At 43.5% G+C, this 12,487-nt stretch carries 10 protein-coding genes; 4 read left to right on the forward strand and 6 right to left on the reverse strand.

Going from position 1 to position 12,487, the window contains the following annotated elements:
- Positions 1 to 33: 33 nt before the first annotated feature.
- From R7P35_RS02305 to R7P35_RS02320, 4 genes are all read right to left on the reverse strand, one after another.
- A complete protein-coding gene (locus R7P35_RS02305) occupies positions 34 to 1,905 on the reverse strand; it encodes a methyl-accepting chemotaxis protein (RefSeq protein WP_213904536.1) in 1,872 nt (623 codons plus the stop codon).
- Between the two features lie 436 nt (positions 1,906 to 2,341).
- Positions 2,342 to 3,706: a YjiH family protein gene (locus tag R7P35_RS02310; protein WP_017635848.1), complete on the reverse strand. Its 1,365-nt coding sequence runs from the start codon at positions 3,704 to 3,706 to the stop codon at positions 2,342 to 2,344.
- A gap of 455 nt (positions 3,707 to 4,161) precedes the next feature.
- A complete protein-coding gene (locus R7P35_RS02315; RefSeq protein ID WP_005375484.1) occupies positions 4,162 to 4,833 on the reverse strand; it encodes a YoaK family protein in 672 nt (223 codons plus the stop codon).
- Between the two features lie 153 nt (positions 4,834 to 4,986).
- Positions 4,987 to 5,388 carry a GFA family protein gene (locus tag R7P35_RS02320; RefSeq protein WP_017635849.1) on the reverse strand — a complete coding sequence of 134 codons (402 nt, stop codon included), beginning with the start codon at positions 5,386 to 5,388 and terminating at the stop codon, positions 4,987 to 4,989.
- A 200-nt stretch (positions 5,389 to 5,588) separates the two neighbouring features.
- Between R7P35_RS02320 and R7P35_RS02325 the strand changes: the two genes are divergently transcribed.
- Both R7P35_RS02325 and R7P35_RS02330 read left to right on the forward strand, forming a co-directional pair.
- The gene (locus R7P35_RS02325) at positions 5,589 to 6,218 is read left to right on the forward strand and encodes a hypothetical protein (RefSeq protein WP_017635850.1); all 630 of its coding nucleotides are present in this window, start codon (positions 5,589 to 5,591) and stop codon (positions 6,216 to 6,218) included.
- A gap of 124 nt (positions 6,219 to 6,342) precedes the next feature.
- A complete protein-coding gene (locus tag R7P35_RS02330) occupies positions 6,343 to 7,626 on the forward strand; it encodes a peptidoglycan DD-metalloendopeptidase family protein (RefSeq protein ID WP_025768471.1) in 1,284 nt (427 codons plus the stop codon).
- A gap of 106 nt (positions 7,627 to 7,732) precedes the next feature.
- On the opposite strand, the gene R7P35_RS02335 is transcribed toward R7P35_RS02330, so the two are convergent.
- Together R7P35_RS02335 and R7P35_RS02340 are read right to left on the reverse strand one after the other, a co-directional pair.
- Positions 7,733 to 9,553 (reverse strand): putative bifunctional diguanylate cyclase/phosphodiesterase, encoded by a 1,821-nt coding sequence (locus R7P35_RS02335; RefSeq protein WP_042521508.1) that lies wholly within the window; start codon positions 9,551 to 9,553, stop codon positions 7,733 to 7,735.
- A 183-nt stretch (positions 9,554 to 9,736) separates the two neighbouring features.
- Positions 9,737 to 10,624, reverse strand: a complete 888-nt coding sequence (locus tag R7P35_RS02340) for a LysR family transcriptional regulator (RefSeq protein ID WP_017635852.1) — start codon at positions 10,622 to 10,624, stop codon at positions 9,737 to 9,739.
- Between the two features lie 105 nt (positions 10,625 to 10,729).
- On the opposite strand from R7P35_RS02340, the gene R7P35_RS02345 reads away from it, so the two are divergent.
- Together R7P35_RS02345 and R7P35_RS02350 are read left to right on the forward strand one after the other, a co-directional pair.
- Positions 10,730 to 11,923: a multidrug effflux MFS transporter gene (locus R7P35_RS02345; protein ID WP_017821607.1), complete on the forward strand. Its 1,194-nt coding sequence runs from the start codon at positions 10,730 to 10,732 to the stop codon at positions 11,921 to 11,923.
- Positions 11,924 to 12,099: 176 nt separating this feature from the next.
- On the forward strand, positions 12,100 to 12,447 hold the full coding sequence (locus R7P35_RS02350; protein WP_005375501.1) for a hypothetical protein: 348 nt from the start codon (positions 12,100 to 12,102) through the stop codon (positions 12,445 to 12,447).
- Positions 12,448 to 12,487 lie beyond the last annotated feature (40 nt).

A 12,487-nucleotide genomic window follows, 5' to 3' on the forward strand; every position in this document is an offset into this window, starting at 1 on the left:
AGCCGGTGCTCGCTGTTTTTGCTTAGATGAGTGTTAGACAGTAAATCTATTTAAGATTTGATCTTGTTTATGTACATCTTCTTGTTGCGCCTGCATCGCGTCGTTGGTTCGATTTGCCGATTCGGCGACTTGAGTCGATAGGTCTTTAATATTCACCGTATTGTTGTTGATCTCTTCAGCTACAAGACTTTGCTCTTCCGCTGCTGAGGCAATTTGCAAGTTCATATCGGAAATACGCTGAATCGCATCACGAATGCGTTGTAACGCACTATTTGCTAAACCCGCTTTTTCAACGGCCTCTATAGCACTACCTTTGCTTTGATGCATGGCATTTGCCACAGATGAAGCGCCAGATTGTAGTTGCTCAATCATAGTACGAATCTCTGTTGTCGACTCTTGAGTACGTTGTGCCAGTGTACGTACTTCATCTGCAACAACGGCGAAGCCTCGGCCAGATTCTCCCGCACGTGCAGCCTCGATTGCGGCATTCAACGCGAGTAAGTTCGTTTGGTCCGCAATATCGTTGATGACTTTTAGAATCGTTTCGATATTGGCGGTAGCAGATTCCAACACTTGTACTTCTTCGACTGCAAGGTCAATGCTATCGGAAAGCATGTTTATCGTTTGTGTCGATTCACCAACGATAGAAGCCCCCTCAACCGTTGCTTGGTCGGCTTCTTTGGCTGCACTTGCCGCACCTTGCGCATTATTAGCAACCTCTGTCGCGGTGACAGACATCTCATGCATCGCGGTAGCAAGTTGTTCTAGCTCTTGCAGCTGAGTGTGAATTGCGCCTGCCGAGTCTTTTGCGCCCTCAGCGGTGATTTGAGTTCCGTTTAAAATTTGATCAGAAATACGTTTCGACTCAATGATTTGCTGTTGTAAGTTCTCCATGAACGTATTGAAGTTTGTGGCAAGCTCAGAAAACTCTTGGTCAGTATCTGTTTCGAGGCGTTGTGTAAGGTCGCCTTTCCCTGATGCTACATCTTTAATCGCATTGTTTAGCGTGTCCAAAGGACGCATGAGAGTGCGAATCAACAGAGTTAGGGCGATAATAGATGCAATCACGGCAATGATTGAATAAATAATAGCGTTGTTACGAAGCTCTCCTACGGCAGAATAGGCAACAGCTTCATCGATCACCGAACCTACGTACCAGTTCTCGCCAGGAATGTGAGTCAGGTTAACCATGTAGCGGTTGCCATCAATCTCAACATGTTGTGCTGATTGCGTAAGTTCGATTTGCGGGAGGTAGCTACCGACCTTCTCGCCGTTATACTTACTTTGAGGGTGAGCAATGGTTGTGCCATCAGCGGTGATCAGAAATAAGTAACCAGCATCAAACAGATTCACTTGGTTGACCAGATCAGAAAGGGTAGTTAATTCGAGGTCATAAAACATACCGGCTAAAAACTGGCCATTTTCTTTTACTGGCGTACCAACAGAGATGATAACGTTTTTCGAAGACGCATCGACGTACGGATCGGTTACGACCAAATCGCCTTTGCTCTTAGCTGCAATAAACCAAGGACGCTGACGTGGGTCGTAGTCTGGACCCGCATCCCAGCCGTCGTCATTTTCAATCACAAAGCCATTACTTTCATAACCAAAACCGATGGCAAGGAAGCTGCTTTTTGGCGTCGGTCTTTCAAGTATGTTTTGAACATAGCTATGTGAACTGGGATCAAGCTCAATCACTTCAGTAATGGAGCGAGCGAGATCCTTCTTTGCATTCATTTCTGATTGCACAGTGTTACCAACACTGGTCAATATCTCGTTGACACTTGAGTCGATTTGCTCCTGAGTTTGGGAGCGGATGGTCATAACTTGTTGTGTCGACAATAACGACACGGTAATTAGCAGCAAAAATGAAGAGGCTGTGACAACCTTATGTCTGAATTTCATGAGCTTTCCTCTGATTCTCCCGGTTGGTTCCACTTTGCTTTCGCCTCTTTTAAACCGAGCGAATTGGGCATAAAGAGAAACCTATTGTGTTTGGTTATATTTTTATCGACATCTTTGTCAAAAACATGAACTCATTTGTCGCCTTTTTTAACTAAATTTAAACAAAACGATAGTTTACGTTAAAACTTGTGAGTGTGATCATGTTTGCGAGCTCGATTAATGAAATCGTCATAATGAAAAGAATTGCTTAACAAACAGTGGTATCAACTGGTTTTACAGGTGAGGTGATGAAAATTTTGTTGGTGCTGACAGGTGTTTTGTTTAAGTTTTGTCTTTGTAAATTATGAGCTTTTTACTAAAAGCCTAATGTGGACGGAGTTTTAGGTATAAAAAAGGCCCCGACGATGCGGAGCCTTTGTTAATTGACGTCTCGATTTTAGAAAATAAGATGAGCAACGCCAGCAATCACAGGTAACGTGATTAACGTACGTAAAATGAAGATTACGAAGAGCTCTACAATGTTTACTGGAATTTTGCTGCCTAACAGTAGGGCACCTACTTCCGACATGTAGATAAGCTGAGTTACTGACATTGCCGCAATAACAAAACGTGTCATTTCGTTATCGATTGAGGCCGCTAAAATTGCTGGAATAAACATATCTGCAAAGCCAACAACGATTGTCTGTGATGCTGCAACAGCTTCAGGGACTTGCAGTAGCTCTAGGTATGGGATAAACGGTTGACCCAGAATTGCAAATACAGGCGTGTATTCTGCAATCACCAATGCAACGGTACCAAGACCCATAACTACAGGTAGTACGCCAAATACCATGTCGACTGCGTTGTGTACGCCTTCTTTAAATACAGACTGAACTGATGTGACTTGACCAGCACGCTTAAGAGCTAGATCCATACCCCAAGAGAATGTGGTGTGGCCTTCTGGCACTGCATCTGCGTCTTTATCTGGGTTGCTGCCGTCAATGTAGCGATCTTTCTTCAGACTAAGCGGAGGCAGGCGAGGAATGATAATCGCAGCTACGATACCAGCTAGACAGATAGCGCCGTAGAAAGGCAAAAATAAGTGCTCTAGTTTTACCTGAGCGATAACAACTAAGCTAAACGTGATCGATACTGCTGAGAAAGTGGTCCCGACAACAGCCGCTTCACGCTGAGTATAAAACTTATTTTCGTATTGCTTGCTGGTTAGCAAGATACCAACACTTCCGTCGCCTAACCAAGATGCCATACAGTCAATTGCACTGCGGCCAGGTAGGTTGAATACCGGACGCATTATTTTACTGAGTAACGCACCAAATAGCTCCAGAAGACCGAAGTTCAAAAGAAGCGGAAGCAGTAAACCCGCGAAAATGAAAACGGCAAACAGAGTAGGTAGAAGACCAGTAAGAACAAGCCCGCCAGTGTTCTCTTCCCAAATTGCTTTTGGACCCACTTGGAAGAACGTCATTAACACGGCAGCGCCGCCGATTAAACGAACAACGAGCCAAAGTGGAGATGGGTTGAAGAGACCGTTTAAAAAACCATTACGTAAAATTGCAGCTGGCTTAAAAATTTTGCAAAGAACAGAAGCAACGGCCATGAAAGCGATGATACTGGTGACGATAGCAATCAAGGTATCGCCTAACACCGCTGGGATGACTTTTGCCATCACGGCAACGGGAATGGTTAGGCCACCATCGTAAGAGATCGGAGCCATAAAGAGTAGAAGACCAATTAGGGAAGGGATGAAAAACATCCAAAAGTTGCCCTTAGGAGCTTCAGTAGCATTAGTGGTGTTATGCATAGTTGTCTCGTGTTACTACTAGTCAATACTTGCCATTTCCATGACATAAATATTCACTAAACATCCGTATTTAATCACAGTTTTGCGGAGGGTACCCGCAAACTGCATCCATTGCAATACTATTCATTAAATACATCTAGTTATTCAGCCGATTTGTCGGGTAATTGGTCAAATAACGTCTAAGTGTATGCGAATATGTTGCTTGTGTTAGAAAATTGTAGCACGAGAGGCGAATTGCGCAGTGAATTATGGGGCGCATTGTGACTGGAATAATAAAATGGTAAACAAATGTGATTTTGATCTAACTAACTTCTTTGCCAGAAATTCAGTTAGCCTTATCTATTTTAAGGTTTTTAGTGATGTCAAAATACCGTTCAGCGTTTCTTGTACCGTGGTAGTGTGAACCTGTTGAGCTAAATCCGATTGAAGCATGTCACTTCAATCGGATCGAAATTTTATGCTTTTTGTTGACGGCTAAGTATGTATAGGTAACTCCAGTAAATCAGAGCTGTAGAAAAAGCCAATATTGCTGGGAAAACTAGCGTATATAAACCATATACCGTAAATAGAGCCGCTCCCGCGACGCCGCCAAACAAAAAGCCAAAGAAAATGAATAGGAATAATTTTGCTTTACGTCGGTCAAATTGACGACCTCTCAAGCTCTCTCCAATCATAATCCCTAGATCGGTGATGATTCCGGTCATATGTGTGGTTCTGACTACTGCGCCGCTAAACGTGGTGATCATTGCGTTTTGTAATCCACATGCTGCTGATGCTAGATATTGGCCGTACAAATCCCCTTGCACCAAAAAGCCCAAGCTGAGTAAGAGCAAGCTCCCTTCTATGCACAGTGCAACACCATATCTTCGCCCTAGTTTTAACGCACTGCTTTCAATAAAAAAGCCGCTAAAGGCAGCGCCAATCAAAAAGCTAAATACGATGAAGAGCAGGTGAATGGAGCTATCCACACCTGTTAGCAAGCTGTTCCCTAGCTGAGTTACGGTTCCCGAAAGATGAGTTATCGCTTGGTGTTGAAAGCCGAGAAGACCAACGGCGTTGACGCAGCCCGCGAGAAGAGCTAGTAGAAACGCGCCATATTCCACCCAACGAGGAAGTCTGGAAATCACAATAAACCCCAACCAAATATTAGGAGCCGATTATAACGCTCACACCGAGTTACGAAACCCTTTACAGTAAAACTCGATTGATCATTCTCAAAAAAATCTCACTTATAGGTCGTTTGTCCGAGCCAAAGTAAATACGTGAACGCGGATTGCTCGCTAGCAGATGTGTTCCGTTGTGCATTCGAAACTCACCCACCCGTGTTTCATTTGTTCATAGACTGAAACGGTAGGTTGGTGGAACTCTTTATCGGTAAATAGACCGACGGGAATGATCATGATTTCCGGGTATGCAGAAACGAACAACCTCATTGTCGTGCCGCAGGATGGACAAAAGTCATACTGAACCTCACTGCCATCATCGCCAATTCGGGTATAGCTAGTGACTTCACCGTTTAAAGTGACGTGCTCTTTTTCAAAGCGAGCTTGTACCCCAAAAACACTGCCAGTTCGTTTTTGGCATTCGAAGCAATGGCAGACAGACGTGTGGGTGGGCTCTCCCTTACAACGGATCTCAACTAAACCGCAGGCGCACTCGCATGTATGAATGGTTTTTGTCATCGTGATTACCTATTTGTCCCAATACACCAATAGACCTAGAGCACAGAGCTTGTGTCACTAGCTCGTTATGAGCTCTGGACTTGAAACTATTTGGATACAATCAGTTTAGTTTAATTTTGAAACACTTGAAGAGGTGAAATCATTTGGGTATACAATGGTATACTCGCTTTTCGTTTATACCTTGAAACAAGGAACTCTTCATGACTCACAAAAAAATCCTGCCGATACCACTTATTCTACTTATTCCAATCGTTTTATTGGTTGTGGTTGTGATCGCAGGTGTTTATCGTTTTAGTTTGTCTGATGACGAGATCATGGCTAAGTTTCCTCAAACAGAAGTAGAAACGAACGTTATTGTGCAAGAGACGCTTGGCATCACTGCACGTAACCCTTGGACGATCCAAGTACCCGAGCAGGGTGCGGTCACTTTTCTTGATGAGTGGGATAAAGAAAACGGCTATTTGATCGGTGACTATGATGCAGGTGCGACAAAAGGTCAGGTACTTGTTCCAACTGCGTCGATTAGTCAGCGTGAGATTGAAGGTGTTTCATGGGTTGTTGCACCGATGATTGTAACGACACAAGGTAGCGGTTCGTTTAACTATGTTGGCTTGTTCAAGTTTGACCCCGTGCCGAGCCGAGTTGTACTTTTAGACAGTATTTTTGTTGGTGACCGCGTGAAATTTACTCAGCTCGAATGGAAAAGTGATACAACTATCACTCTTTCATATTTAGCGCACGGTGACGATCAAGCAATGGCAGACACGCCAAATCAATTCAATTCATCCACATTACAGCGTGTAGGGAATAACTTACATATGCAACAGTGATGAATTTTTTTTGAGTTCTGTAAAAATTCAGTATTTTCTGCGCTAGATCTCGAAATTTCCTAGTGATTTCTTATTCGGGAATGCATAAGCTATGAGCCTTGTTTGAAAGGAGATAGTAATTCCCGTGTCTACAAATGAAATTACAAGACGGTTGCCGAATCTGACAAGTCGTAGAGCGCTGCTGTTATACTCCTTGCCAGTTTTAGTTGCGATTGGTGTTTCTCACTCTCTCAAAGAGTCATCTTTAACCAAAACCATCGCATTGAACCTACCTGAATCTCAGGTCGTTGAAAAAATTCTTGATGCGACAACTGCCGAAGTTGTCACTCCCCCGAACTTCGAATATCAAATCCAAGCAGGTGACAACCTAAGCACTATTTTTAGTCAGCTCGGTTTCGGTTACAGCTCGTTAATGAAAGTAATGGAAACGGATTTGAACTACTTGGCACTTGATACACTTAAGCCGGGCAATACGCTCCGTTTCTGGCGTGATGATGCGACAGGCGAGTTAGCGAAAATGGAACTGCAATTTTCTATTGCAGATAAAGTGGTCTACAAGCTGAATAGTGATGGTAGCTATGACTTTACTGATATTTCCATTCCTGGCGTGTGGAGCCAAGAACCTTTAGTTGGCGTTATTCAAGGCAGTTTTTCTTCTTCTGCGAGTCGTTTAGGTTTAACGTCGGCGGAAGTGAGTCAAGTCGTAAGCTTACTCAAAGAACAACTTAACTTTGGACGTGATCTTCGTGCAGGTGATCGATTTGAAGTTGTTCGCCGCTCACAAAGCATCAATGGTGTACCAACAGGTAAGAACGAAATTGAGGCGATTAAGATTTATAATCGCGGCCGCGAGATCACCGCTTACCTTCATACTGATGGTCAATTCTACAATGCCAAAGGTGAAAGCTTACAGCGCGCATTCCAGCGTTACCCTGTAAGTAGTCGTTGGCGTATCAGTTCTGGCTTCAACCCTAATCGTTTACATCCAGTAACGGGGCGTGTTGCGCCGCACAACGGCACTGACTTTGCTGTACCAACCGGTACACCAGTCGTTTCTACTGGTGATGGTACAGTGATCATGACTCGTAAACACCCCTATGCGGGTAACTACGTGGTTGTTGAGCACGGCAGCAAATACAAAACCCGTTACTTACACCTAAGTAAGATTTTGGTGAAGAAAGGGCAAAAGGTTTCTCGAGGCCAGCGTATCGGTCTTTCTGGTAAAACAGGTCGAGTGACTGGACCACACCTTCACTATGAGTTGATTGAATACGGCCGTCCAGTTAACGCTATGCGAGCAAATATCCCAATGGCGAGTTCTGTTCCTAAGAAAGAGATGGCTACTTTTGTCGCGAACAGAGATGAAATGGATAGACTATTACGCGATAAAGAGAAAGCAGTGCTGTAATAAAGTACTTCGCTTAAAAAACAAAAAGAGACTAAGCATAGCTTGGTCTCTTTTACTTTGTGCATTAACTAGATTTGAATTCTATGACAGCAGTCTGTTCAGTACGTTAGGCACTCCGCACTTCACGTTCATTTATCAGGTGTACGATTTCTTCAACACTGTGTGGACGAGAGTAAAAATAACCTTGGATGTAGTGGCAGCCCATTTCAATTAACTTTTGTAGTGCTCTATCGTCTTCTACGCCTTCGGCAATCAAATCCACATCGAGCAGCTCTGCCAATTGCGCTATCAAAAACACTACTTGTTCAGAGGTTGTATTTGAGAGCATGTTCTGCACAAAGGTAGCATCGATTTTGATGCTATCAATCGGATAATTGTGTATATAGTTCAAGCTTGAGTATCCCGTACCAAAATCATCCAGTGCGACTTTAAAACCCAAGTATCGCAACGAGTTAAGTACCATCTGTTCACGGCCACTTTGTGAGAGTAAGACGGTCTCGGTGAGCTCTATAACAAAGTCTTTTGCTTCGTGCTGATACTTTTCAACCATGTTGGTTAAGTGATTAATATAACGGTTGGAATCAACCAGCTCATACGCTGAGCAATTGATGGAGAGTTTGACTTTATAGCCTAGGTTCGCTTCGAGTTCTTGCTTTGCGATACACGCGAGTTCAATAATCCGTTCACCTAACTCGATAATCAGGCCTGATTGTTCGGCAGCTTCAATGAACTCCGCTGGAGAGATATTTCCATAGATATTGCTATTCCAACGAGTCAAAATTTCAAAGTAATTCCAGCGGTCGCTCGTGATATCGACGATCGGTTGAACCACTACATACAACTCATCGCTGTCTTGTATATCAGTACTTAGCTGGATTCGCATTGCCTCAATAAGCTGCGTCCTACGGTGGTATAACGCACTAAGGTGTGTGTCGTAATGCTGAATCCGTGTATCGCGGTGTTTTTTACAATCTTTGAGAGCGAGACTGGCATTCAAAATCAGCTCATCGCTGTTCAACATATGTACTGGGGCACGCGCAATACCAATACTAACGGTGAAAGAAATCCGGTTAGATTTGTCGCTGTAGCCACTTTCAATTTTGTCGAGTACTTCCTGACACACGGCGACAGGATCTTCGTCGTACGTGATGAAGGCGAATTCATCTCCTGCGACACGGAACGCATTGTTTGGCGACGACAAACTCTGTTGAATGGCGTTAGCTGTGAACTTAATGATTTGGTCGCCGATATAGTTTCCGTTGATATCATTGATCGATTTGAAATTATCGATATCAAGATACGCCAAACTGAATGGGCGAGTCGCCTGCTGCGTTAATGTCTCCAAGGTATCAGCTAAACAGCTACGGTTGAGCAGTCCAGTTAGGTTATCATGCGATACCTCATAGCTAAGCTGATTAAGAAGCTTATCTGAACGTTCACTGACCCACTTTTCACGTAAGCTATGAATAATGACATTGGCATAAAATCGGTGGAAGTCGAGGATATCTTGCGCTTCTTTCGCGTGGATGCTTCGGGTAAAGGTAGACAGTAAAATTCCCAGAACTTCGCCATTTTGTGTCTTCAATGGCAGGCCAATGTAAGCTTGAATGCCATCTTCTTGAAACATCTTATCTTCAGGAAAACGCTTGTATACCTGGTCTTGATAGAAAATATGTTCGCCAATGTCTTTCGCCACTTTTTCACAGGGGGTGCCTGAAAGGTGGTAGCTTAGATTGTCTGTAATTTTTCCATTGCTGGCGAAGGAAATGGTATGAGCCGAATGCTGAAGATGCGCAACTTCTACAACGCAAGTGCAATGGCTCTGCAAGTGTTGATGAATATCTAGCGTGACTCGGTTTAGCTGAGCCGTGCCGTTTAGCTTCAATATCTCATCAATTTTGTGGAAACTGATTTGTACCTGACCCATTGAGCATTTCACCTAGCGTTGTTATTAACATATCGTGTAAGACACGACGAATTATTATTTGATATGCATCAAATAAACTATCGGTTACTAAGGCAGATTTTTCAAATTTTGTGAACGAACAAATCATTATTTTCATGTTTTTATGCTTGAACCTTTTAAAGGTATAGCGATAAAAACGCTAAGCTAGGCGCGCTTCTCCTCTTCTAATCGTGATTTGAGATAATCGAGGAATAGCTTAGTCCGGGTATGCTGATAATCCAGCTTTGGATAGTAGGCATATACAGTGGCTTTATCCGCTGTGATATCGGGCAGGATAGGGACTAACGCGCCGGATTTGAGATCATCTTTGATCATGACGTTGTTCGTCATCAAAATACCCATGCCTCTTTTGGCACCATGAAACAGCGCTTCTGGGTTGGTCGTGGCAAAGTTACCGGACAAGCTGATACGCTTACCTCGATTTGTTTTGATTTCTCGTGAGGGCTTTTCACCCCAAATCAGGACATTATGCTCTGTCAGATCCTCAACGCATTGCGGTGTTCCATATTTTTTTAGGTAACTAGGCGCGGCGTAAAACTGTGCTTTATGTTCGAAAAGCGCTGTGGCTTTGAAGCTTAGAGAGTTCAGTTGCTCTAATTCCCGGCTAATAAACAGGTCTAAGCTTAGCTCTGGCAATTGGCCTGGTAGCGTTGTTGTTAATTGAAGTGTGATGTCTGGATATTTCTCAAGAAAATCATCAAGATAATGAACTAGAAACTTGGATCCAACGGCCAGCGTTGCCCCAATTTTTAATAGCCCTGCTGGTGATTGGTTGACTGAGCGAGTCTCATCTAATACCGATTGCCATGAATCAAGCTGACTTTTTGCTCGTTGATAAAACAGAGCACCAGCTTCAGTTTGGCTAATTGAGCGGGTCGTACGTTTGAGTAGTTGAACGCCAATTTTATCTTCTAGCCATTGAACTCGCTTACTGATAGCTGAGCTGGTGGTATTGAGTTTCCGCGCTGCTGCATTAAAGCTACCTTCTTCGACCACACGAATATAACTCTTCACGCTTTGAATCCAGTCCATTGTATCTCCTTGGGAATTAATTCCTTTCCAACTTAGCTGATTATCATCTTTGAGTATCAAATATACACTGTTTGCCATCAATCTGTCACAAAGTAGGAGGAACGTTTGCGTAAAACACCATTGTTATTAGCGATGATGATCATTGCCACAGGCCAAGTTGGCGTTAGTATTTATCTTCCTTCTTTGCCATTGATTGGTCATGACTTGAATTTGCCGCAACATTCGATTCAGAATCTCGTCACGCTATTTCTCGTTGGCTTCGGTATCTCTCAGCTTTTTTACGGCCCATTGTCTGATGCGATTGGTCGTCGGCCAGTGTTTATTCTGGGGCAAAGTGTATATCTAGTTGGTACGGTTATTTGCATCGCGTTTTCGGACAACATTGTTGCCCTTGAAGCGGGACGGTTACTGCAAGGCCTAGGAGCGGGCAGTGCTTCGGTACTTGGTCGGTCAGTACTGCGTGATAGTTATGACGGTATGCAATTAACCAAAGCGCTATCTTATATTTCAGTCACGGCATCTGTGATGCCAATTATTGCTCCGCTGTTTGGTGGCTGGATCGCTTTTCACCTGAGTTGGCATGCTGTCTTCGTGTTTGTGCTGATTTATTTAATGGCAATTTTTACACTTGGTTTATTGGTGCTGCCAGAAACGCTGCCTTATCCGAAGAGAAAATTTAAAGTAGGCGAAGTAAGCGCGAACTATTTGCGTCTGTTAACGAATACACAAGTGATTGGTAGTGCGAGCTACAACTGGCTTAGTTATTTATCGGCTCTGGTTACGCTCTCCTTGTATCCATTTTTAATGCAACAAGAGTTAGGATTAACGGCGGCAGATTACGGCTCTTTGATGATCATACCATCAGTTGGTTTGCTGACGGGTAGCTTAGTGCTGAATTTGATCAATGCTCGTTACAAAGCTCAGCAAATCTTGCTGATGAGTTTCGCGATTGTTGCTGTTGCTGGCTTCATGTTGTTGGTTACCCCCTTCAGCGTATTTTCATTGCTGACGGCATTCACGTGTTTAAGTTTTGCTCAAGGAATGTCATTCCCGGTATCGATCAGTTTGCTACTTTCACCACATAAGCAACAGGCAGGCGCGGTTTCTGCGCTATCTGGTTCTATTCAAATGTGTTTAGCAGGTTTGTTTGGTGGGTACTTAGTAGACTCATGGGTTACGAATCAGCAGCAGCTTGGGGTGTTTTATTTGTTTATTGCGTTACTTTCTTGCTTTGTTCTTGTACTAAGCCAATTTCGTAAAGTTCCAGAAGGGACGGTTCAAGCAGAAACTTCCATCTGAATATACTTGCAACCAGAAGGTCGGCTTTCTAAAATGCGCAGCTAAATTAAGTCTGGTCTGTTGTGTATGCTGAATGACTTGGTTTGAAAGGAAGAGGGCGAACCTTGATACTTCTCTCAAGCTTGGAATACATTTCTGCCCAATGGCTATCTGATCTCTAATCGTTAGGTGAAAGAATGCAACAAAACGAATTTGAAACACTGGTAAAAGAAATTACTCAGCAAGAAAGCATGCCAAAGGCACTTGAAATCTTGAAGGCGTGTGAGGAAGAAGAAGTTGCACAAGCGGCGCAATCCCTAACGGGTCAGTTTGGCCTTGCAGAAGTTGATGGTGAGAAACGTATTTACCATATTACCACTCAAGAAGATGAGTCCGGAGAAGAGCAAGAATACGTAGAGCACGTCATGAATGAAGGCGATCACTTGATCAAATTTGCTGCGTGGTTCTTTGAAACATTCTTTGAAATCAAACAGAAAGATACGTACGTCGCAGCGGGTAAAACATACCAGCAACCTAAGCGATAGGCGCCCGTTTAGAAAAAGTAATCAGAACCAATCTGAAAGT

Source organism: Vibrio sp. Vb0304 (assembly GCF_033338995.1).
Lineage (GTDB): Bacteria > Pseudomonadota > Gammaproteobacteria > Enterobacterales > Vibrionaceae > Vibrio > Vibrio alginolyticus.

What these genes read in the sequence shown, in the direction of transcription:
- R7P35_RS02305 (WP_213904536.1), bottom strand. Translation starts at nt 1,905, where the DNA reads ATGAAATTCAGACATAAGGTTGTCACAGCCTCTTCATTTTTGCTGCTA.
- R7P35_RS02310 (WP_017635848.1), bottom strand. Translation starts at nt 3,706, where the DNA reads ATGCATAACACCACTAATGCTACTGAAGCTCCTAAGGGCAACTTTTGG.
- R7P35_RS02320 (WP_017635849.1), bottom strand. Translation starts at nt 5,388, where the DNA reads ATGACAAAAACCATTCATACATGCGAGTGCGCCTGCGGTTTAGTTGAG.
- R7P35_RS02325 (WP_017635850.1), top strand. Translation starts at nt 5,589, where the DNA reads ATGACTCACAAAAAAATCCTGCCGATACCACTTATTCTACTTATTCCA.
- R7P35_RS02335 (WP_042521508.1), bottom strand. Translation starts at nt 9,553, where the DNA reads ATGGGTCAGGTACAAATCAGTTTCCACAAAATTGATGAGATATTGAAG.
- R7P35_RS02340 (WP_017635852.1), bottom strand. Translation starts at nt 10,624, where the DNA reads ATGGACTGGATTCAAAGCGTGAAGAGTTATATTCGTGTGGTCGAAGAA.
- R7P35_RS02350 (WP_005375501.1), top strand. Translation starts at nt 12,100, where the DNA reads ATGCAACAAAACGAATTTGAAACACTGGTAAAAGAAATTACTCAGCAA.